Source organism: Wolbachia endosymbiont (group B) of Eupithecia inturbata (assembly GCF_964030915.1).
Classification (GTDB): Bacteria; Pseudomonadota; Alphaproteobacteria; order Rickettsiales; family Anaplasmataceae; genus Wolbachia.
This window is the reverse complement of record NZ_OZ034987.1, coordinates 1,031,509-1,055,077: the sequence shown is the minus strand read 5'-3', so window position 1 is coordinate 1,055,077 and position 23,569 is coordinate 1,031,509. Positions and strand designations below refer to the sequence as shown.

17 protein-coding genes and 3 pseudogenes are annotated in these 23,569 nt (G+C 33.6%); 13 read left to right on the top strand and 7 right to left on the bottom strand.

The genetic code is table 11. The annotated features are described in order from the left end of the window. Positions 1–107: 107 nt before the first annotated feature. Together ACQH21_RS05035 and ACQH21_RS05030 are read left to right on the top strand one after the other, a co-directional pair. On the top strand, positions 108–233 hold the full coding sequence (locus ACQH21_RS05035) for a hypothetical protein (RefSeq protein ID WP_255702879.1): 126 nt from the start codon (positions 108–110) through the stop codon (positions 231–233). After that, positions 230–457: an ankyrin repeat domain-containing protein gene (locus ACQH21_RS05030; RefSeq protein WP_320109396.1), complete on the top strand. Its 228-nt coding sequence runs from the start codon at positions 230–232 to the stop codon at positions 455–457. Before ACQH21_RS05035 ends, ACQH21_RS05030 begins: the two co-directional genes overlap by 4 nt. Here ACQH21_RS05030 and ACQH21_RS05025 read toward each other — a convergent pair. Then, entirely contained in the window at positions 423–758 is a 336-nt protein-coding gene (locus ACQH21_RS05025) for a transposase (protein WP_425384546.1), read from the bottom strand. The genes ACQH21_RS05030 and ACQH21_RS05025 overlap by 35 nt on opposite strands. A gap of 108 nt (positions 759–866) precedes the next feature. Here ACQH21_RS05025 and ACQH21_RS05020 point away from each other — a divergent pair, with 108 nt between their 5' ends. Beyond that, positions 867–1,739, top strand: a complete 873-nt coding sequence (locus tag ACQH21_RS05020; RefSeq protein ID WP_425383942.1) for an IS982 family transposase — start codon at positions 867–869, stop codon at positions 1,737–1,739. Here ACQH21_RS05020 and ACQH21_RS05015 read toward each other — a convergent pair. The 3 genes from ACQH21_RS05015 to ACQH21_RS05005 all read right to left on the bottom strand — a co-directional run bounded on the left by ACQH21_RS05015 (position 1,683) and on the right by ACQH21_RS05005 (position 4,834). Continuing rightward, a complete protein-coding gene (locus ACQH21_RS05015) occupies positions 1,683–1,994 on the bottom strand; it encodes a transposase (RefSeq protein ID WP_425384009.1) in 312 nt (103 codons plus the stop codon). The genes ACQH21_RS05020 and ACQH21_RS05015 overlap by 57 nt on opposite strands. A 318-nt stretch (positions 1,995–2,312) precedes the next feature. Further along, positions 2,313–3,185 (bottom strand): IS982 family transposase, encoded by an 873-nt coding sequence (locus ACQH21_RS05010; protein WP_425383942.1) that lies wholly within the window; start codon positions 3,183–3,185, stop codon positions 2,313–2,315. Between the two features lie 260 nt (positions 3,186–3,445). Continuing rightward, positions 3,446–4,834 carry a hypothetical protein gene (locus tag ACQH21_RS05005; protein WP_341810987.1) on the bottom strand — a complete coding sequence of 463 codons (1,389 nt, stop codon included), beginning with the start codon at positions 4,832–4,834 and terminating at the stop codon, positions 3,446–3,448. A 237-nt stretch (positions 4,835–5,071) separates the two neighbouring features. Between ACQH21_RS05005 and ACQH21_RS05000 the strand changes: the two are divergent. The 5 genes and pseudogenes from ACQH21_RS05000 to ACQH21_RS04980 form a co-directional block, all read left to right on the top strand. Beyond that, positions 5,072–5,149, top strand: a pseudogene (locus tag ACQH21_RS05000) (hypothetical protein); the annotation flags it as partial. Positions 5,150–5,304: 155 nt separating this feature from the next. Further along, positions 5,305–5,852 (top strand): annotated as a pseudogene (locus ACQH21_RS04995) (IS630 family transposase); the annotation flags it as partial. A 214-nt stretch (positions 5,853–6,066) separates the two neighbouring features. Continuing rightward, complete coding sequence (locus tag ACQH21_RS04990) at positions 6,067–7,587, top strand: hypothetical protein (protein WP_149168922.1); 1,521 nt, start codon at positions 6,067–6,069, stop codon at positions 7,585–7,587. Between the two features lie 8 nt (positions 7,588–7,595). Further along, positions 7,596–14,438 carry a latrotoxin-related protein gene (locus tag ACQH21_RS04985; RefSeq protein ID WP_425384008.1) on the top strand — a complete coding sequence of 2,281 codons (6,843 nt, stop codon included), beginning with the start codon at positions 7,596–7,598 and terminating at the stop codon, positions 14,436–14,438. A gap of 22 nt (positions 14,439–14,460) precedes the next feature. After that, on the top strand, positions 14,461–14,616 hold the full coding sequence (locus ACQH21_RS04980) for a hypothetical protein (protein ID WP_167495309.1): 156 nt from the start codon (positions 14,461–14,463) through the stop codon (positions 14,614–14,616). A gap of 181 nt (positions 14,617–14,797) precedes the next feature. On the opposite strand, the gene ACQH21_RS04975 is transcribed toward ACQH21_RS04980, so the two are convergent. Further along, entirely contained in the window at positions 14,798–15,667 is an 870-nt protein-coding gene (locus ACQH21_RS04975; protein WP_425384007.1) for an Rpn family recombination-promoting nuclease/putative transposase, read from the bottom strand. Positions 15,668–15,787: 120 nt separating this feature from the next. On the opposite strand from ACQH21_RS04975, the gene wmk reads away from it, so the two are divergent. From wmk to ACQH21_RS04960, 3 genes are all read left to right on the top strand, one after another. Then, on the top strand, positions 15,788–16,678 hold the full coding sequence (wmk, locus tag ACQH21_RS04970; RefSeq protein ID WP_425384006.1) for a WO male-killing family protein Wmk: 891 nt from the start codon (positions 15,788–15,790) through the stop codon (positions 16,676–16,678). Positions 16,679–16,866: 188 nt separating this feature from the next. Next, positions 16,867–17,535, top strand: coding sequence for a JAB domain-containing protein (locus tag ACQH21_RS04965; RefSeq protein WP_264704329.1), 669 nt, complete (start codon positions 16,867–16,869; stop codon positions 17,533–17,535). Positions 17,536–17,814: 279 nt separating this feature from the next. Beyond that, positions 17,815–18,765: a hypothetical protein gene (locus ACQH21_RS04960; protein ID WP_425384005.1), complete on the top strand. Its 951-nt coding sequence runs from the start codon at positions 17,815–17,817 to the stop codon at positions 18,763–18,765. On the opposite strand, the gene ACQH21_RS04955 is transcribed toward ACQH21_RS04960, so the two are convergent. Further along, a complete protein-coding gene (locus tag ACQH21_RS04955; protein ID WP_425384004.1) occupies positions 18,733–19,713 on the bottom strand; it encodes a recombinase family protein in 981 nt (326 codons plus the stop codon). The genes ACQH21_RS04960 and ACQH21_RS04955 overlap by 33 nt on opposite strands. Before the next feature lie 313 nt (positions 19,714–20,026). On the opposite strand from ACQH21_RS04955, the gene ACQH21_RS04950 reads away from it, so the two are divergent. Next, positions 20,027–21,223: a hypothetical protein gene (locus tag ACQH21_RS04950; protein WP_425384003.1), complete on the top strand. Its 1,197-nt coding sequence runs from the start codon at positions 20,027–20,029 to the stop codon at positions 21,221–21,223. After that, entirely contained in the window at positions 21,189–22,385 is a 1,197-nt protein-coding gene (locus ACQH21_RS04945) for a hypothetical protein (RefSeq protein ID WP_425384002.1), read from the top strand. Before ACQH21_RS04950 ends, ACQH21_RS04945 begins: the two co-directional genes overlap by 35 nt. Here ACQH21_RS04945 and ACQH21_RS04940 read toward each other — a convergent pair. Then, a pseudogene (locus ACQH21_RS04940) lies at positions 22,330–23,560 on the bottom strand (IS256 family transposase). The gene ACQH21_RS04945 and the pseudogene ACQH21_RS04940 overlap by 56 nt on opposite strands. Positions 23,561–23,569: the final 9 nt, after the last annotated feature.

Sequence of the window (23,569 nt, the reverse complement as noted above, 5' to 3'; positions counted from 1 at the left end):
TTTTTATCGCTTGATTCGCAGCAGGTCTTATGCTATAGATACTCAAATTTATATAATTTAGTAACAGCTTTATAGTGTAAAGAAAGGTTAATATCATTGGGGGCTTTATGCAAATATCTGAGCTTACTACAGAAACTTCAACAACTATAACAGAGGTTTCTATTGAGAACCCAAACAGCGAATTATTTGATGCTGTAAAAAAGGTAACCTTGATAGAGTTAAGGAGCTTATAGAAAGAGGAGCCAGCATTAACACTAAAGGTAGTGATGGCAATACTCCTTTACACTTAGCTGCTAAAGTTGGTAATTTGAGTGTAGTAACCTATCTTGTGGGTGAAGAAAGAGCTGATATTTATGCAAAAAATCAATACGGACAAACACCTATATCTCTTGCTGCTAAAAATAATCACTTAGAGCATGTCTTCAAACCAAAAAATGAGCTAATTTGTGAAGTATAATAGTGATCATATTAAAGAAGATATTAGTTTTTGAAGTGAGGGGAGAATGCTCATAATCCTTGTTCATACGTCTAAAATTGGAAAGCCAGGCAAATGTCCGTTCTACGATCCAACGTTTAGGAATAATCTGAAATCCTGTATCAACCAATTTCTTGGCAATTGTTAGCAAACATCCAGTTTCCAATAAACATCGATTTTGTAATTTACCTGTGTACCCTTGATCGGCAAAAAACTTTCGTAAGGTTGGGGCTTTGCATTTAGCCTGAGCAAAAAGATCTAGAGCACTATCGCGATCTTGAATACTTGCACTGTGTACTTCAGTAACCCCAGTTGCGGATTAGAAATCAGTGAAAAAGCCAGGAAAATAGGGTAACCTCGGAAAATTATTTACAAAATAGAGAGGTTACCAATGAATGAAAATATAACAGAATTATTTTGCCTGATCGACGATTTTTGCAATTCAGTTGACAAGAATTTTGCAGAAAAACTTCTACCAAGTAGCAAAAAACCAACCAGGACGCCAGAGATTACGCATTCAGAGATTCTTACCATAATATTGCTATATCACCAATCCAAGTGCGACAATTTTAAAATTTTCTATGTGCATTATTTGAAATTATTATACGAATCAGCGTTTCCAAAATTGCCATCCTATAGTAGGTTTATTAGGCTAAAATCTAGGGTTTTATGGTATTTAGTGCTCTTAATGCAATGGTTTTGCGAACAGTCAAAAGTGACAGGGATTTCGTACATAGATGCAACATCTATCGCTGTTTGCCATCCAAAAAGGACCTCGAGAAATAAAGTTTTCAAAGGGTTGGCAAAGATTGGAAAGACTACCTATGGGTGGTTTTTCGGTTTTAAACTACATCTAGTAATCAACGAAGCTGGCGAAATTCAAGGGGTTACGGTGACAAAAGGCAACATTGATGATAGAAAACCTGTGCCAAATTTAACTCAGAAATTGACTGGATTATTGTTTGGAGATAAAGGATATATCAAAAAAGATCTTTTTCACGAATTATTCGATAGAGGGTTAAAGCTTGTAACCAGTATAAAAAAGGGTATGAAAAACTCATTAATGGCGCTAAATGAGAAGATTTTGTTAAGAAAAAGATCGATTATTGAGACAGTTTTTGGCTCTCTGAAAAACAACTTTGAGATTGAGCATACAAGACATAGATCACCGATAAATTTTTTGGTACACATTTTTTCTACGCTTGTTTCATATTCCATGCAGCCGAAAAAGCCCTGCATTTCTAAGCTTTACTTCGTTGGCTAATCCGCAACTGAGGTCAGTAGCAATTACAAGACCCACAGTATCTACAATGATATGGCGTTTTCTGCCCTTTATTTTCTTTCCAGCATCGTATCCCTCTCGATCCCCTTTTTGAGTCGTTTTTACTGACTGGCTGTCTATTATTCCCACTGATGGAGTTTCATTCTTACCGATTATCTCTCTTACTTTTTTAACTAGAAAATCATGAATTTCTTGCCATATTCCACTTTTTTTTAAGCGCGAATCACAACTATACACGGTTTTCCATGGTGGAAAATCTTTAGGCAGTTGTCTTCATTGACATCCTGTTCTCATCATATAGCGGATTGCGTTAACAATTGTTCTAATACTATGTTTTCTTGCTCTGCCGGTCTTTTAAGGTTCAAAATATGGCTCTATTATCTTCCATTCTTTGTCACTTATGTCGCTTGGTACATCTTAAAATATATCTTATACCATACTTCTTAACTTCTTTCTACTCAGTTTCAAGACGGGCTCTAACAACCCCAACTTTGATTTTAGTATTTTTTCTTGTGTTGTACTCATATCTGACACTCCTTTAACCTCAGTTGCGGATTAGCCAACGAAGTAAAGCTTAGAAATGCAGGGCTTTTTCGGCTGCATGGAATATGAAACAAGCGTAGAAAAAATGTGTACCAAAAAATTTATCGGTGATCTATGTCTTGTATGCTCAATCTCAAAGTTGTTTTTCAGAGAGCCAAAAACTGTCTCAATAATCGATCTTTTTCTTAACAAAATCTTCTCATTTAGCGCCATTAATGAGTTTTTCATACCCTTTTTTATACTGGTTACAAGCTTTAACCCTCTATCGAATAATTCGTGAAAAAGATCTTTTTTGATATATCCTTTATCTCCAAACAATAATCCAGTCAATTTCTGAGTTAAATTTGGCACAGGTTTTCTATCATCAATGTTGCCTTTTGTCACCGTAACCCCTTGAATTTCGCCAGCTTCGTTGATTACTAGATGTAGTTTAAAACCGAAAAACCACCCATAGGTAGTCTTTCCAATCTTTGCCAACCCTTTGAAAACTTTATTTCTCGAGGTCCTTTTTGGATGGCAAACAGCGATAGATGTTGCATCTATGTACGAAATCCCTGTCACTTTTGACTGTTCGCAAAACCATTGCATTAAGAGCACTAAATACCATAAAACCCTAGATTTTAGCCTAATAAACCTACTATAGGATGGCAATTTTGGAAACGCTGATTCGTATAATAATTTCAAATAATGCACATAGAAAATTTTAAAATTGTCGCACTTGGATTGGTGATATAGCAATATTATGGTAAGAATCTCTGAATGCGTAATCTCTGGCGTCCTGGTTGGTTTTTTGCTACTTGGTAGAAGTTTTTCTGCAAAATTCTTGTCAACTGAATTGCAAAAATCGTCGATCAGGCAAAATAATTCTGTTATATTTTCATTCATTGGTAACCTCTCTATTTTGTAAATAATTTTCCGAGGTTACCCTATTTTCCTGGCTTTTTCACTGATTTCTAATCCGCAACTGGGGTCTTTAAAATTTGTTTATATTTTTATCTTACTTTATTACCCTGTCAGATTAAGTCTAAACTATTACATCTGCAATCTCTCCTATTTGACCTACCAACAATGAGTATTGGTATTAGCAATGGGATAAAAAACAAATAGCAAACACTGAAATTAAATAAGTACATAAGCAAAGTGCTCTAGTTCGTTTGTGTATCCCTATAACTATCAAGGGCTCTCTCTGCTTTTACATTATTTTGAATATTAGAGCTAGGTTTATCTCCTTTTTCTTTCTCATATAATGACCACCCACATAGTCCAATTACTGCAGGTACAATAAGTGCTGCTAAAAATATATATGTTTGTGTCACAAATGCTAATGCTATAATCAAAGCTGAAAGAGATGCTGATAAAGTGAAATACACAGTTGACCTGTGACGTTGAATGTTTTGTGTCTTATTTTGTACTCTGTCAGATTTCACATTTTCTCCCCTGTAACAATTTTTATCTAGCACCTTTTCATTAAATGCTCCACTAAACATTAACACAGTTTCTCCTAACGTTCTTCTAGTAAGATTTTCCTCCACTGCAATATTACCTCGTGCGGATAATGCACCATTACCAACGTATCCAACTCCCTCACCCATTATAGATTCTGCAAACTTTCCTTCTTTTGATACCCTACTTGGCGCGCTAAGATCACCATAATTAATAGCAATGCTTTTGATGCCACTGTCGCTTATCAGCTTATTTAAATCTTGAGTATTTCCAGTATTGACAAATATCCCACAAAATCCTGAGTATTTTCCACTATCTTGCTCTATTTCCTTAGCAGCTTCTATTGCTGCATTGACAAAAGCTATTTTTGCTTCTTTTTGCTCATCATTACTCAAACCACTCAAAAAAGCATTAGGTACCACAATGCTTAATCCTTCTTTATGTTTGGCAGCCATTAAGGCATTCAGTTTTACTACGTTTTTAAACTTATCTTGTAGCTCAGATTTTCTGCTACCTATTAACTCTCGACTTCTAGCAAAATACTTGTAGTCTAAGGTATTTCCTTTTAACTTAGGAAAAGTAGTATAATGAACAACGCTTTCTATAGGATCATTCAGCAGCTTTCCTGAATGATCTAAATGTTGTGTTACTTCAGCCCTTATAACTATATAAGAAGATTTTTTCTGTAGCTCTCTCCTATAATCTTCAAAACTTTTATATTTAGATGGTATTGTTACTCTTTTACCAGCCTTAAGAAGCTGAATATCATGCACTTCTTTTGCGCCAATACGATCCTTATCATATATTAAATCTATTTTTTGTTGTTTATTTTTAATCTCTTTTGCATATACTGTTTTAGTTGTGTTATCTATTACTATATCCGCATCCACTCCTTGTGTAAGCTGCACAATAGGGGCTAATTTATTATCAGTTATCATGCACTTCCCAGTGTACGGATTAGAACAACAGCCTTTTTTAGACCCTAGCCCAAACATTTCCATTAGTGGCCTTCGAATTTCATAATGCAATGAATAAGGAGTTGTGCAAAATGGAATTTCTTTTGTTTCTTCCTGAATTAGTCTAAGATTCATAACCTCCTCACTTTACACATTGTAGTATCATTAATGATAGCATTTTATAAATCAGGAGTCAAGCATTCCAAACAAATATAAGCTACATATACAAAGCACAAAGATTTTTGAAAATAGCTCTAAATAGAACTCTTGTATTGTGAATCAGATAGCTAAAATGCTGCTAGATAATGGAGAAAATGCTAACTTGAAAATCAGGATTGTGTACCATTACACCTTGCAGCTCAAAAAGGTTACAGAGAAATTGTCGAAATTCTGTTAAACAATAATGCAGATCCTGAATGGCTTTGTTGCATAGCTGTCAATAAGATGTAGAGATGGAAGGAATTTACAAGGCAAATTCGAAAAGAGGCATACCGATATCAGTAAATTTATTAAGTAATACCAATTCCCATTCCCACTATACAAAGAACGGATAGACAATAATGGAAAAAAAGCCATACTAAAGTAAGTGAAGTAGCGAGGTTTAAATGGCATTAAGATCAAAATTATTGGATGAAAAAGTGAGCAAAAGAAATGCTGAAGAAAGTAAGGAACAATGCATATGTTTCAAAAAAACTAAATGCTGTAATTGCGGCAAAAAAGCATAGTATAACGGCTGTAGCAAAAATATATTGCATTTCAAGAAGCGCACTAACTTCGTGGATAAAATTCTTAAAATTTGGCAGAGAAGAAAAACTGTTTGCTCCTCCACAACGTCGTAAAAGAACTAAATTAAATCAGGCTCAACTACAGCAAGTTGAAGCATGGATAGAAGAAAATCCTAATATTACCATTAAAGAAATGAGAATAAGAATCCAGGAAAAGTTCGGATTAAATATCAGCAAATCTACAGTACACCGCCATATACAAAAGATGAAATTTTCATATATTACACCAAGACCAGTACACAACGTACAAGATAAAAGTAAACAAGAGGAATTCAAAAAAAAATCTCAATGAAGTTATTGGCAAGTATCCAGAAAAAGAGCTATTTTTCTTTGATGAATCAAGGTTTGGCACACATTCGAAAGTTGGGCTCTGTAATATCTTTCTTCATAGGTAATCTCCTAAATTGAAAGAATTACTTGGAGTTTACCCACTTTCCAGCCTTTTTTCACTTCTTTCTAACCCATAGTTGGGGTTAATAGAATTTTTTTTGTGCCGTTAAACTTTACACAATTTTTTAGCCGTGTTTTATCTTGAACCGATAGAAAATCATAGTATATTGAGTATTTTAATCGGGTTAGGTAATGAATTACACTCTAATGCCATCACTTAAGCATAAAGCTCTTGTGGAAATAGCTATTACGTTATGGAATCAAGATGATGCCTGGGATTTAGCGTCAAAGTTTTACTTCTCATCACCAATCCTAAATGTCAGTGAAAGAAAAAGAGAATGGCAAAAGGTAGAGGATGAAGTGATAAAAAAGGTACTAAAACTTCCGCTGCCAGAATTGTTAAAAAAGGAACTATCAAGTTTTGTTGAAGCAATAGGTTGGCAGATACTCATATGGAAACAATATCATAAAAATCTTTTAGGTGGCAAAGATGCTAGAGCAAGCTTAAGCAAGCTTTGTTGGACACCACAAGGCACTATTGATAAAGAGAAAACAGCAAAGATATTAGTGCAAGATGAAAATTTAGATATTGCTAAGCGCTATAGATTAGCATGCACTTATTGTTTAGAAGATAACATTCTCACCCTATGGAAACAAATCAGTGGTAGGAAACTCTATGGAAAAGATCTTAGGAAAATAAGAATAAATGAATCACCTCTAGTATCGTTCTGGTCCCATCATATAGAAGAAGAAACAGCTCAGTTAGGCGATATAATAAGAAGATATTGTCAAGATGATAGTGTTACTCATTATGAGTATGCATTTCGACGTTCAGCAGTTAGTGGCAATGAAGCAGCAACCAGATATTTCCTACAAAAGTTAACTCCTGAAGAAAAAGATAAGGTCTTAGTAAGAACTGCAGAATATGTGGCAAAAAGACGTTGTGACTGTGTTAGTGAGTTTACAGATTTTTCCAGGGAGAATTATATTGATGTTTTGTGCTTTTTACTTTCAGAAATGGATAGAGAACAACAAATGGAAGTGTTCAAGAGCTGCTCTTATGAAGTGCTAAAGTGCTTTTTGGATTGGCCATGGCAGAGTTTTTTTATGGAAACAGCGCAGCATATGTGGGCTTTCCTTTCTGAAGAAGGTTATGATTGTTTATTGAGAGTAATCGTTAATAAGATGATAGATGGTAATAAAGATTACAATTATCAAAAGCTCTTTGGAATATTTTGGCAGCAAGGTCCTAGTACTCACACAAAACATGTAATAGATAAATGCGGATCAGGTGGGTTATTATTACTAGACTTATTTAAGGTTGAAGATGTGGAAAATATCAAACTGATCTTTCAAGATGCAACTCCCAAAGAGAAAGAAAGGCTTATTTTTTGTAGTAGGGGGCAAGATATTTGCCAAGATTTGATTTATGGTGATAGGGGGGGATTTATTGAGTTCTTCATTCGAGAATGTATATCATCAAAAAATGAAATGGTAAAATTTAGGGAGGAATTTAAAGAACGTATAACATGGTGTTGTTCAAGAGAGGAATTTACAAAGAGGAAAGATAAATGGGATAAGTTTTTTCAATTACTGGATAATCTTATTCAAGAAAATGACAAAAAGAGAGGAATAGAAGGAGAAGAAAGTAGTCCAGCAAAGAAACTTCGTAGTATAGAACTTGAGGAAGTGACACACAGTATGAAGAAATAGATAAGAAAATGCCAAGAGCAACAGCTGAAGCGAAACATATTGAACACAAGCTTGAGTTAATAGAATTATTACTCACTGAACCAATTAATCCAGGTAACAGTAAGGGTAACCCTGTTCTCTCAGTAAATTTCGATGCACCTAAGGGATTTGCTGAAAAGTTTAGTTTATTTCTTCGTGAAACTCCAAATATTGGTTCAACATCTAGTCCTGAGTTTTTTATTCATAGCATATTAGGATCGATTTTAACCCTTCCTAATAGTGGTCTAGTAGAAAAGCTTGGCATCAATAAGGTGTATATTAAGCGTACTAATTTGAAAGTAGAGGGATTGAAAAATGAGATTAGCATTGTAAAACTATGCTTTTTTCTTGAAAAAAGTGGAAGAAAACAAGTGGTTCTTAGAGCTTTTACAAATGATCAAATTACAGGTTATGGGGATTTAAAACGGAAATATTGTTATAATGATGATGAACTTAAAGAGATAGCAAAAACACTAGAGATCTCTGACATAGATAACACAGATATAAATGAGTATTCGTTTCATATGCGTACTGAAGAAGATTTAGGCAACCTGTCATTCGAACTATATAGAGAACAAAGAGATAGAGTAAAAGAAAAATTTAAGGATTTGGTGTCTTCTCCATCTCAAACTAGTGAATTTGAGGAGATCAATATAGGTCGGTCTACAAGTCTTGAAGGTGCATTTAAACAGCTTTCTGATAAGAGTATAGATCAAGTAATAGTTGGTATTAGAGAAATTTTTCTTGAACTGGCCGAAATATACAAAAGTAATCAGGGAAAGTTTTCACTGGGCAACTCAGAAGCAGCATATCATGGGTTTGTTTATGGAGCTTTAGCATTAAATTTTAAATATCGTTATGGTCTTAATTGTTATGTTGAACGTGCTGCAGGTAACGGACGTGCAGATTTAATACTTATGTCACGTACAAAAGATGCAAATGGTAGGATAAATCCTAAACCTGTTCCAGTAGTTGTTGAGTTTAAAGGAGAAGGTCATACTGCTGATGAAGCTATAACACAGATCAAGAACAAAGGTTATTTGTATAACCTCAGCATTAGAACTAAAGCAGAAGAGGCGGTTATAGTGGGAATTAGTTATGCTGAAGTAAAGACAGAACAAGCTAAGATTTTTCAATCCCAAGGTTTTGTGCATCAATTATTAGAAGGTGCTAAAGATTTTGATGGCAATGAAGCAAAGGAAAATTTAAAGGCAGAACTAAAGAACTTATATCACTTGATACCAAGTAAGGATAAAAACTATTTAAGCAAACTAGTGTTCGGACAGATTTTAGCTATGGATAGTATAGATAAAAATATTTTCACTTATCAGAATGAAGATAGAAGTATAGGAAGAGAGGCTACTACATTTCTACTATTCAATCAAGGGGAAGATAGAGCAGTAATATTAAATATTATAGAACGTAGTGGTGAATTAAGAGAACTTAGAAGGCAAAAGAGATTTGACAGTAATAAAATTCCTCCAATTGATGAACTGGATATTGATTCTGCAGTTAAAATCGACCTGATAATAAACACAGGAGTAAAGAATAACCTAGGTGGGTTTGAAGTAGGAGAAAGAAAAGATAAGTCTTATTTTCAGGATATAAATATAAAAGAAGTCTCTCATAACTCTAAAAATAGATACAAGGGTAAATTTGAAAGAATAGGGAATGTTGACGTAAATAGCTTAATTGAGCAATTACGTGGAATTGATGTTGTAGACTTGCTTAAGGAAAGTAAAGATGAAGAGATGATGGGAAATAAGTTAAAAGAGTCACTATCTCCTTTAGTAGAAGCTTTATTGCCTTTTAAGGAATTAATAAAAAGAGAAGTGGACTTTCAAGCAATAATGCAAGGGTTATTGATAAATGGAAAAACGCAAGATGGTAAAGAGATTAAAGTGTATGTGGAATCTAATATATCTTCATTAGGGAAAATGGACCTGGCGCTATCTTTTACATATTTGCAAGGAGATGAATCTACTATTGAGGAAGATGAACCAATTATCATAGAATTAAAATGTGCTAATAGTAGTGTAAAGAAAAAATTAGGACATGCAGAAAAACAGATGAGTGACAAATATAAAATTCTTAGATCTTTTACTGATAAGAGAACAGCCAAGTTTTTAGCCATGGTTTTTAATCAATCTAGTAGGTCCGATAAAGATTTAATTACAGCAAGCATAAAAAGTATTGAAGTCTATCATACCACATCTCAAGGTGAGATTAGCTCTCCCGAAAGAGGTGGTGCAAGAAAAAGGCTAAGGCTTGAAACTGGGCCTCAAATGGAATGTTTAGAAGCTAAAAGAAGAAAAATAAGAAATATAGGCATGTACTGCATAGACTCACGTGATGAAGAAAATATTACAGAGGAAGAAAAAGAGCAACGTATTAAAGAGTTGTTTAATGCTAACAAGGTAGCGGAAAGAGTAAAGAATATTGAGTTTTATGATCAGCTTTTCAAAGTTTCTGAACGAATCTCTAGAGGTGAAGCTACAGACCAAAATGTTGAAGAAGCATTTATTGCAAAGGTTAAAAATGTAGATCTAAATTCAATAGACCCAGAGATCAAGGATATTGTAAAGGAGATGAAAGAAAATAAAGAAGAAATCAAAAATATTCTCAGAGGATATGGGGTAGCAGAAAAAATAGGGAAAGTAGCAGAAAGTGCAGGTTTTGCCTTTACAGTATTTTTAGTTGGTAAACATATAGCAAATGGAGATGTAGAAGGCCTAGGTTATGATGCATTAAATCTCTGGGTAATGCCAAAGATTGGTGAGAAAATCTCTGGAAAAATATTAGGATTAGGAGAAAAACTTGATTCTCAAATGCTAAAGGGGTTTGCCCCAGTTATGGGACCTGCTATAGGTAACTTTGCAGCATTTTTAGGGTTAGCAGAGTCGATAAAAGCTCGGGAAAGTGCAACGAATCCTGTAGATATAAAGATTGCTGACCTAAACATCGCAACTAACTCCATTTTTATAGCTGCAGATGTACCTGCGATTGTTACTGAGACAATGTCAGCCGTAGGAATAGAAGCTGGAGTAATGGGAGAATTTGCTGGTCCAGTTGGTACTGCTATTTCAGTTGCTGTTATTATTATATCGCAATTTGTAGAAGCAGAGCTTGAGGTAGAGAAATTGGAAGAGCACATAAATCTTACAGATCAGGAGAAGCATGATTTGTATTGGGATTTCTTTCTTGGTAAAAAAGTACCAGATTATATAGAAAATGATATAGAGGCAGAAAGTATATATAAACAATATGTATTAAAGCTTATAAGCCAATATAAAGGTAATTATGATAAAATAGTTATGTCGCTGCCTTATATATTGGTTACAAAGGAAAAGCGTGTTTATGGGGAAATACAACTCCTCAGAGTTTATTGTCGTACTAACACAAAAATAGTTGATACTAAGTTTGATTTTGGATTCAATACGAATGTTACATATCCATTTCATATCAGTGATATTAATTCTAGAGTGATTCCTACGAACATTGAAAGTTATAGTGTCGTTTGCGGACCACACGATAGCGATATTAAAGTACAAATTGATAATCCTCCCTGTACTGACTGTGTTGTAAATGGAATTGGCTCAGGATGTGATAACTTATATGATCATAGTAATGTATTACTAAATAGAACATTTGAAAAGTGGTTTTTACAAGAATACCCTAGCGACTGTTATAATGCGGTTATATACAGAAATAAGAATTTCCGTGGGTATGGAAGCGTATACTATATAACAGCTCAAAATGCTAATATTAATGTTGTTTTTCAAGAAAAGGATATTTTAAATGGTGATCGAGGTAGAAGAGGTAAGGTAGAAAATAGGTACTATTTTGAAAAGTCATTAGATAGTTGCAAGGTGTATAACTCAGGTAGAAATTTCTTTTACATAGCAGGGAAGTTCTCTTGTGATTTAGGAGCAGATAGACAAAAGAATATAGTTATAACACAAGGTAATCTTACTACAGATTCAATAAACATACATTCTATTATCGGCAGTAATAGAACTAATTATATAAAGTTCTCTAATGCAGATTATGTAGATGGTAAGGGTGGAAATGATATAATAACAGCAAAAAACTTTGCTACAATAAAAGGTTATTTTGGTGATTCTATTCACGGAAGTGGCTTAGTATTATTGCCGATAAATTTTAGTGATATAGATAAAATAACTCATGTTAACGACAGAACAAATATTTATAATAAAAGTGGAGATTCTATAAGTGTAGATAAACAGACATTAATAAAAACAGCAGATGGTTTGTTTGTAACTCCAACGAAAGTAGAGAGTAATACTGGAACAGTAGCAAGTCTACAAATAACAAAAAGCGTTGGTAGTGATGTTATATTAGATGATGAGTTAGATAAGTTGCAAACAATAGATAATCGGAACTTTAATATTACAAAGCAATTATCAAGTACTAATTATCGTAGTACTATAGGTAGTTTTAGTAATCATATTTTTTATCCTGATAAAGAGCACCATAATTTTTACTGGGAAGCTCCAAGTAATATAAACCATCTTTATCTTTTCGATGAAAAAAGTGCTAATATTACGATTGCTCAAGCAAATGGTATATTAGACTTTAGTCAATTAAATAGCACATTAAATGATATACAATTTGCAGAGAATAATGAAGGAGAAATAAAGATTAACAAAAGTAGACTAAATGTAACCCTGCTACCAGATTATAAAGATGTTACGGTAACATTTGATAGGGAAAAATATTATAAACTTCAGAATGGTGAACTAGAGCGTGATTATTGTTCTCATAGCTTAAAAATAGATGGAAGATTTAGCGTTAATGGTACTGATCTGTTAAATCATTATAATTGTTTCACATTTGATTCAGATAAGGTGCTTTTTTTAAAACTCAATAATGATTTGCTATTGTTATCAGATAAAGGAGCATATATCACAGATTACTATTCTTTTGTTCATAGAAACTGGGATTTATCTATAGAACTAAACAATAGAATTATAGAACCAGAAGAATTTGGAGAAAGAGCTGATGATTTTAGTTCTTTCAGGTATTATAAACCAGATGAACAAGGGTTACAGATTTATCATAATCAGCCTATTAATAAGAATGATATTGGTTTAGTTGATTTGAAAGGTAAGTCTATATTAGATTTCGATATGAAAGTTATGAATGATACCTTATTGCTATCACATAAAAATAACACTCTTGTAAAAGTAGAGAACTGGAATACTTATCAACCAGCAAGAGAAATGATGTTTGCTTTTAATGATACAATAGTTTCTAACTCAAAATGTATAGCTTCTACTTGCAATCCACAAGATGTTATAATGGACTTTAATAAAGAAAAACAGAAACAGTATTCTCAGCTAATAAAAACCTCAGGGCCTGAAGAAGCAAAGTCACTTATAAGAAAAGCTATCCAGGAGAATAAGTCGAACTTGCTTGAAGCTCTTCTTGATGGTATGAGAAACAGGGATGATAGATATACTCTTATCAATGCTAAAAACGATTTCGGCGAGACATTTCTGCACCTTGCTATCTCTCAGTGTTTTGTTGATAACGGCGTTAATAACCTAAAAGATACTAAGTTAAAGATTGTAGAGCTGCTGCTTAACAGTGGTATTGATGTTAATGCTCAGGATACCCAGGGCAAGACGTCTTTGCACCGCGTTGTCCTTCTAATGGGTTATTTAGTTCAAAATAATCATGATTTTAGTTTGTTACAACTTCTGATTTTTAAAAATGCTGATGTTAATATTCGTGACAATAATAGTAAGAAGCCTTTAGATATTGCAAGAGATAAAGGTTTCACAAACATAATTTCCTTTTTAGAGAAGGCAGAAAGAAGAAATGAATACGTTGCACCAAAGCATATACGTCATCATAAAAGACATGCTTATCATAGAGGGAACCGTCATCGTTATTCACCTATTGAAAAGACAACAAAAGCTAGAATAGAAGGAAAAGCTATAGTAGGTAAAATTGAGTCTATGATAGATGAAAAAAGTCCTACAGTAGGATATGATGATGTAGAGGTTATGGTAGTAGGTGGCATAGAGATTGCTGCAATAAATAGAAAAAAAATCAAAGTGAATAAGGCAGAAGAGGTGCGCTATAAGAAAGCTACAAGCAGAGCAAGTGCACTATCTTCATGGATAAACAGTTTGTTCGGTTCAGTAAAAACCTCAATAGGTCGGTTATTAGATTCTAAACCTACATTGTCTGACGGAGTATCAAGTACTACAAGTCCAATCTCACAAGTTGATTCACCAGTAGATATAAACGGCACAATCATGTTACTTGATGTGCTTATTAGAAAAGTTACAGGTCAAAAATACATTTCTACAGCAGATCAGCACGTATCATTACTGGAAGCGCAGGGCTATGCATTAAATATTACAGAGGAATTTGAGAAAGTAGTAGAACAAGCTGCATTAAAAAGTGGCATATCAATGCATCGGTTAAATATTGATTTTGTTGAAATACAGAAAGAAGTTACAGGAAAAATCATGAGTGGTAAATTTGATGAGATTTCGGGGATTTTCAACTCATATGTAGAGAAAGCATGTTCTGGTAAAGAAGCTGGTAAATTAAGTCCGAAGAAATTTGAAAAGTTTATAGCTCAATTTAATAAGGGTCTGCTAAATCAATCAATAGAGCAGATATTACACAACAGAGATGGTAGATTAGAAGTTGATGGTACAAAAAAACAGCAGATAAGTTTAGAGCCTCAAAGTTATTTAAGTAATGCTTCAGTTCACAGCCATTCAAAGGACAAAGTATCAACTTGTCTTTCTGATGTAGGAGTAACCAAGCTTGGAAATACTTTGAGTAAGTAGATGAGAATATGGAAGGTATAATATGCCAAATAGTGAAAAGCTTATAATAGAATTTAAAGTGGAGGTGGTAGATCCCCTTAGCAAGTTTGATGGTTCTAATACTAACATGGATGAAGTAGGAATGAGAAGTACAAGACTAGAATTGGGAAATAAATGGTTAATGTACTATCAATATTAAACTTACGGTATATATCTTTAATATGTAAGGCTGAATAAGAGGGTAACGTTATGATAGTAATTTATATAATTCTATGTGCAATCTTTATAGCCATTTTAGACAGTTCACTAGATTCTTAATTAGGGGACATGTCTAACTTAGAAAAGGTTTTTATAAGTGTTAAAGTGAATAAGTAGGAATATTATGTTTTTTCTTTGAGTTGTGAAATTTCAGAATGAGAGAGACCGGTAATTTGAGCTATAACATCAATAGAGACACCGGCCTTGAGTGAGTTTTTTGCAACTTCGATTTTTTCTTCTTGTCTACCTTCTTGTTTAGCATCATCGAGTTTTTGAGCGAGGACAGCCTGTTCATCACGAATACGCTTGATCTCCTGTTCATAGGCGATAAATTCTTTTTCTGACCAGTTGAATCTATTTAGTTCTTCATATGCTCTTTTAATTATTAGATCACTTCCTATTATTCTCTCTAGCTCTTCTTCACTAGTTTCGTCTGCATATCTGAAAAAGTATACCCATTTTTCAACTATACTTGAAAGCTGATCTTCTTTGGTTTTTGGAAATTTAGGCAACTCAATAAATATAAAGTAAAAATCTTTTAGATCATGTTCATTAGTATCTTCATCGCGAATAGTATGCTTTGATTTATACTCAGACTTATCAGGAAATAAAATACAATCTGCTATAGCAATAAAGATAATTTCTTTAAGGTCATGGTATTGATCACCTTTATCTACTTGTCTTGAATAGGCTTTAGCAGCATAGTATTGAGCACGTTTTTCAAAGCCCTTAGTTTTAGCGACCTGCATTTCGACTATGACTTGTAGCCCATTTTCATCCCTACAAAGAACATCAACAATGCTTTGTTTTTTAGAAGCAATATCAGGGTCTTGAATAGTACTTAAGAACTCTATATCCTGTATTGTACTTTTGCCAGTGAAGCCAAGGATATCATTAAGGAAGTGAATAAGAATGTCCTTATTTTTTTCAGTGCCGAAGATTTTCTTAAATGTTAAATCTAATTTCGGATCAAGAAACTTGGAAAGAGCCATGATAAGTTAACCTAGAAAGCATTAATAATTATACACAATTGTGAAGAAATATTCAACTAAAATGCAAACATAGAAGTTTTTGTATATCTTTATTTGATAGTATTAACCTATATAATATTTATGGCAAATATCTCGATAAGGTATCAGATAGCACAAAAGGTAAGGAGCTGGAGGTTAAAGAGAAAATATACTCTAAAAGATTTAGTAGGCAAAGCAAACATAAATTATCATACACTGCTAAGATACGAGCAAGGAACATGCGGCATTCCAACTGAAAAGCTAAAAGTTATAGCCGAAGCGTTATCAATTCCTATTAGAAATCTCTTTCCTAGACGAAAGGTGCTAAGAGAAGATAGTTGTTTTGACAAATCTAAGACCCAGGAAATGTATAATTTCATAGAAAAAACAGGAGGACACAAAGCAATTTATGCATTAACCAAATCTGTCCGAGCTGAAGAAGAAAGTAATATAAAAGCAGCAAGAGTAAGAATTGCAAGGAATCTAGTTAAGGCAGGGTTTAATACTGAGGTTATCTATCGAGCAACGGGCTTATCAATTGAAGAATATGCTGATAAAGAGAGATACGAGCCAAACGGAGGACAAGAGATAAAAAAGTGGAGAATAATCAGAGGATATACTCAAGAAGAATTGGCAAAAAAGCTTAATGTGGGACCTTCGCAAATACATCATTATGAACAAGGTAGCGTTACTCTTTTAAGTGAAAGGTTGTGGGAGATAGCAAGAGAATTGTCAGTAGATGCTGAAGATCTAATAAAGGAATACAAAGAAAGTGATTGTGAAGGAGAAAATGAATTATTAAGTTTGGCAAGAGAATATAGAAAAATTGACAACCAAGAATCACGAGATGAGCTAAATATATGGGTAGAATTTTTATTGCAAAGAAAGCAAATTTACAAAGAGAAGATTGATAAAATAGAGGGAATGAAAGTTGTAAATAATTTACTTCAGTTAGGTTTTTCTACTGATGTTATTTCTAAAATAATTGATTAACAACAACCTTTTTACATAACTTGAAAATAAATATGTATTAATATCTTAACTTTTTAATGAAAAAATAAGTAAAAAAGATTTAAAAATTGATTTGACTTCACTCGAAAGCTATGGCTCTATGCCAATGCTGATAAAAAAACAGCAGTAAATAATTAAAAACAATTTGTTATTAACGAGGAGTATATTTTATGAATAATAGTGAAAAACTTACAGAAGAAATAGAGAGAGTATTACAGAGTGGAGGAGGAAGTGCTCTATTTGATCGTGAAATAGTGTCAGTGCTTCTAGGAGCAGTTCATGACAGAAAGCAAGCACAAGATGTTACTAAAACTCTAATGGATAATTGCCCAGGAATAGGAGAAATTTTAGGACGAGAAATCGATGATCTGAAAATGATAGAAGGAATGACTGAACATGCAGCTGCAGCAATTGAATGTGTAAAAGAAGCTTATAAAAGAGCACTCAGAGAAGGATTAAAGAGAGGCCCGGTAATGGATAGCCAAGAAAAGCTGATAGAGTATGTAAGGGTAAACATAGGCTTTTCAGCAAAAGAAGCTGTCTTGATAATATACTTGGATAAACAGAACCGTCTGATAAGAGATGAAGTGTATTTTGGTACAATAGATGAAGTACACCTATCTGAAAGGAAAGTGGTAAAAAAGGCATTATCAATGGAAGCAGCATCGATAATATTATCTCACAATCATCCAGGAGGAAGTTTAGAGCCATCAGAAGATGATAAGGTTATGACTAGAGAATTAGTGTCAGCATGTCAAGGAGTGGGAATTGAGCTAGAGGATCACATTATTATGACAGACAAAGGATATTGCAGTTTTAAGGAAAGAGAGCTGTTATAAACCAAATTTCAATTGCTTGAGAAGTTTGGCTACTACACAGTAGCAAAAAAACTTAATCAAGAATCTGGAGAGAGATATTGGAGAATTACAAAATATAAAAGATCTTTGTATAGCTTGTATATTAAGTCGTGATTAAAGAATAAAAGTCTTAAAGAAACTATTCTTTTATTATAAATAGTTGCAAGATATACAAGATCTTTTTATAATTTGCGTATTAAGTTAATCATAAAGCAATAAATTGCTCTGTAGACTTGAATAACATGCTTAATAGGAGGCTATATGACTACTAAAAAAACAGTATCATTTGATGATACAGATGGAAATACTTATGAGTTAATCATTGATTCTAAAAAGTTACCAAAAGGACTATATAGTGCTATTAGGCGTACTGGTAAGAAAACCCAGCAGTCTGTATTTGTAGACGAGACTGATCCGAAAATATTTGATGATAAAAGTAGGTTTGAGAAGCCTGAAGGTGTGCCTTCCCCTAGCGATGTTTCTGAAAAATCAATCAATCTTGGAGAAGGACGTGAGGTTTATAACAAAAAATCTTCAAATCGTCAAAATCCGTTTATTCCAGCCTTAAGCAAGATAGAGCCAAGTGCAAGTGAAAATGCAGAATTGAGGTGGTTTAAAAGTAGAGTGGTAAAGGCAAAAAGCGTAGAAGAACTGAACAAGACTATAGACCAAGCACTAAGCGCTGGAATCAGGATAAATGCGTATAGCGAAGGGCAGAAGAGTTTTGCTGATACAGTAATATCGAAAATGCCTTTGATCAAATGCAAAGAAAATGAGAAGGAAGATATAATATGTGAATTGATGCTAAATGGAGCAATATTCAGTTACGATCTATTGCAGGATAAGGGAATAAGTGAAATGCATAACAAACTCTATCAAGAGATTCGTCCACAGATAGATGAGTGGCTAAAAGAACTGAGAGAAATCGGTGAAAGTGCTATTGAAAATGAAGGAATCATAGAAGACGTGGAAATGGATAATCAGACGTTTTTTATGAAATTTTCTGAAAATAGTAAGGTAAATATTGCAAGAGTATTGGAAGGTACAAAAAATTTAGGATTAACCACAGGAGAGGTAAAATTAGGAGGTGATGTTATAGAAATGGGAAATAGTAAGGTTGAGGTTAGAAGTGAAAAAGAAGGTGAGAGGAATTACGTTGATGTGTCTGACAATAGTGCTTTAAGTATATTGACAACGTTGACATACCATTAAACCTTGTAATAAATATGTTTCTCTTCTTTGCCGTACTCTTGCTCTTTGTCTATTTTCAGCTAATTGTGTTTGCACTGAATCAAATAAATTTTCATTGATTATTTTTGGTACTGGAATATAAGTCCAATTCTCTTTATCACTATTAAAGCGACCACTTTTTAGTTTACCACAAGTTCCTTTTTTTGACTTTTTTACTTGTGGTTTTGAGCATGTCTTAGTTTTACCATAAGCTGCTTGTCCTATATAAGCAGGATTTTTTAACATGTTCCAAATAGTGCTCCTTTTCCAATACCTTTTTCCTGTTCGTGTTATTACCGGTATCTTATTCAGTTCATGTACAACTTCTCCTATACTTGCTCTTTCTTGGCCAACCCGACTAAATATTTTACGCACTATATTTGCCTCTTCTTCATCAACCTCAAATTGAGCACTTCCTTCACCTACATGTTTTGCTATGTAGCGATAACCGTAAGGCGCCCTACCCATCACACTTATACACCCAGCTTTGGCCGCATGAAGTTTACCTCTACGGTTTCGTTCCATAATCTTTGCACGTTCATACTCTGCTATTGCTCCTTGAATCTGTAGAAATAAATGGGAATCAGGATTATCATCAAACTTATGATTCAAAAATACTATTTCAGATCCAGCCTTTTTAAACTCTTCGAGTAAGATCATTTGATATGAAAATTTACGTGATAGCCGATCAGGTGAATGAATATATATCTTATCAATCTTACCTTCTGCTACTCTATCACGTAAATTTTCTAAGCCAGGACGTTCTAAATTTGATCCACTGTAACCATTATCAACAAACCTATGCTCATCTAATAATTCATGTCCATCGCTACTAATGCGACGCTCCAATTCTACAATCTGACTCTCTATCGTATTCTCTTGTGCTTGTTGTCTTGATGAAACTCTTGCATACAAGCTTACTGTTGTCATTTTCTTTCACCTCCTTTATTTTATATTTCAATAATTGTTCATAAGCATCTGCCAAATATGTACTCGCCAATCTGTGAGGTTCATAACGGCAATTAATAGTTAATTCCCCTTTTTGCATGTTTTTCTTCCTGTGAGTTTTTTTATAAGGTTAGGAGACTTCTATTAAACTAAATCAACGCACACCTTATTTAAGAAAGCTATCTAGTTCACACAAATTCTCCTTAATTAAATATACAAGATTTGAAAAAATTATGTCCAAAAAATCTTTGCTTGAATTGTCATATTATGTATAATATAGCTTATTTTATGTAATATGAATGTTCATCCAAGCCATGAATTTTGGGAAAGCGATTTAGAAGTTCCTGTTAACCTTTTATTAGATCGTTTTCAGGATTCTAATATACGTCAATCTTGGTTAGATTCCCTTTCTGGTAAACAACTGAGCATCACTTTTCAGCATTGCTTTAAAAAGCATTTGAATGGGCAACTTTTTCAGGACGGAGATTATGATGATAGATCCACTCAGCAAAAACGTAAGATACTTACCAGTTACTCTGACTCTCTTTTTAACTATTATCTCATTAGCTACTTTGATCGTACAAAGCTTGAGGCTACAGTCAGTGAAGTAGCAAGATTTGCCCTCACTCAAGAGTTAATGAGATCGTACCTAATAAAAAATAATACTAAGTACGATAAAAGATCCTTGTTGTTTTTACTATTTCACATAAATTGCGAACTTCTAAAATCTGTCTATCACTTTGATAAAGTACAAAAGAAAGGCTTCGTATCATTTGCTCTACAGAAACCACCAAGACAAATAAATACTTCATTTAAGGAATTTATGTCACAAGAATCCGTAGAGCAGATACTTAAGGATGATGAGCAGTTGCAGGGTTTTTTCCATCATCAAGATCGAATATATATGTTTGTACGTCGAGGAAGTGACATGGATTTACTGCTTAACTCAAATAAAGTTGTTCATGGTCATAAACCTGAGTGGATGATTTTAGATTTTTCGCTTGATGGCACTCAGGTTAATCTCTGTGCTAAAAATACTAACAAGGCTGTGGAAATAGCAAATAGTATTGCAAGTGGTTATTTTAACTGTGAATGTACTTTTGTAAATATACAAGATAAGAACTTTCCACTACAAGTGCATAAATTTCTTCAAGCATGTATAGAGGGTTCTGATCCTAATATTTGTATATTTGAGTTAAATTTTAAGTCAGATTATTTTAAGAATAGTAATACATATCTTACTTTAAGTGTAAAGCCGTATGATTCTATTGCACCAGAGTTACATATTTTAAAGCCATCTATTGGCAATATACTACAATCTATTCAATCAGCTAAAGTAATGTTCCAAAACAAAAAGGTAACATTTTCTTTCAAATCAAGTGGGGAAATTTATTATTCAGAGCATCCGCTCAATAAAAAAGAAAGAGAGGACCTGAAGAAACATATGGAACAATCTTATGGTCTTAAAATCCTTTCACGAGCAAATTGCTGATCTTTTAAGTTCAAATAGTTCTTGGGTTAATCCAAGTCAAAATCACATTAAAGCAGCAAGATACTTATTTGATCTTGGATTGATAAAAATGCAAGAAAGGTACTATATTGTTTGCTCTCGTGAAGAAGATCATCTTGATTGGCCAAATGTAATTGATCCAAGTTGTAGCAATGAGATTTTTATCGATCCAGACTTTGATGAAGCATGTGATGACGCTATTTGTGAAAACTGTTCTCGTCATATTTTGCCTAATACTTATAAAAAACAGAGATTTCATCTCTTATCCATATACTTAAATATAGAGAAAATCATAGACTGGTTTGAAACAAAGTTGAATGATTCAAGACTTATGTGGGGAAAAATGGAAAAAGGAGTTTATTATACTTGTGATCAAGGTCATATTGTAAATCTAATAATCCTTGATTTTTGTACTGATGCGATATTTTTAACCATAGATAAACTGAGAGTCCATCCGACAGTTCTCATTACTCTAAAAAAAGATATACCTAATCTATTATTGAGCCTATATGTAGTGCGAATGGTAGAACTGTTTTGCCAGTATAAGACTGTAACTGAGATATTCCAAGAGGCAGCTAAAAAAGGAGTACCAGAGGTAGTAGAAAATACTTCTTTGCAAGTTTTACCAGCTTCATATATTTCGCTTAAACGTGTTGAACCAATTGTGCCAATAAAGCTTTTGGAGTTACAGGTAGTTAAAGGTATGGTATATGTTAATAGCGTTGAAGTTATAAATAAAAAAGCTGCATCATGCCTTAATATTTTTCGAATATTGTTCAAGCAATTTTTACATGACTGTGAGAAAGAGTTACCACCTGAAAAACATACACTTCTCAATATTAATCAGTTAGAAAAACTCTTGGGACTTAGTTTAGAAGCAGATTTAGAACATCAAATCAGAAAACCATTAAATAAAATGCAAAGAACAATCAAAGCTACACTTGCTGAGAAATTAGGATTAAGTATTGAACGTGATGATGTAATACAAACCCTTGGTTGGCAAAGATCATCATATGGTTATCGTATTAACCCTTTTACTTTGACTATAAAAAAAGGGAATGTTCAAAAAAGTGTGTCAAAGCGAATTTTTAGTTCAACTCAATTTTTAACCTATCAGGAAAAAAGATATCAAGTTGAGATATAGTTAGAGCCCAATTAGGCAAAGCCATAGCCCATTTTTGCTCTATCTTTTTTATAGCACAATATACCAATTTGTACAAGGCATTTGTACTGGTAAATGAACCTTTGGTTTTAGTAAATTTTCTGATTTGTCTGTGCAACCCCTCAATTGGATTGGTGGTATAAATTAGCCTTCTAACAGGGCCAGAATACTTAAAATAACTAGACAAATTTTCCCAATTGTTTTGCCACGATTTTATGACTAAAGGATATTTTTCACCCCATTTTTCCTCCAGTTCAAGTAAATAATTTTCGGCGATTTCTCTACTTGTAGCACGGTATATTTTTTTCAAATCATTCATAAAAACTTTTATATCTTTGCTGGATACGTATTTTAGTGAATTTCTTATTTGGTGCACAATGCATAACTGTACCTCAGCATTGGGAAATACGCTATTTATAGCTGTAGGGAAGCTTTTCAGACCGTCAACACAAGCTATCAAAATGTCTTCTACTCCTCTCTCTTTTAAGTCATTTAATACGCCTAGCCAGAAGTTAGCTCCCTCACTTTCTGCTAAGTAAAAACCCAGTACTTCTTTTCTGCCATTTTGGTCTATTCCTAATATATTGTACATGCATTTACTTATGCAATGTCCATTCTCTTTGACCTTAAAAAACATCCCATCCATAAATACTATCGGGTATACTGATTGTAGGGGACGACTCCTCCATTCATTGATTATAGGCAGTAATTTATCTGTAATTCCAGATATCTCTGCTGCAGATATTTTATGGTCATAGATTTCTTCCACATAGGATGCTATATCCCTGTATCCCACACCGCTTGCAAACATGTTCAAGACCTTTGTTTCAAGTTCTGGATGTAAGCTTGTTTGCCTTTTTTTCACTATCTGTGGTTCGAAACTTCCCTCTCTATCTCTTGGTGTCAATAGTTCAAATACTCGTCTTCAAAGTTTTGCCATTCTTTCCGTTTCTTCGATTCTTTTCTTCTCTTTCATTGGATAAATGATGCTCTATTTCACCTTCTAGACTTGCTTCCAGCAGCCTTTTTACAAATGGTGTTAATGCTCCATCTCTCCCCATCAATGGTTTACCTTCCCTTATTGATGACAGTATATTTGCTTCCAGCTCTTTGTAATCTACCAGGCCAGTCGTTCCATTTTCTATTTTGTAACTCATATATCAAAC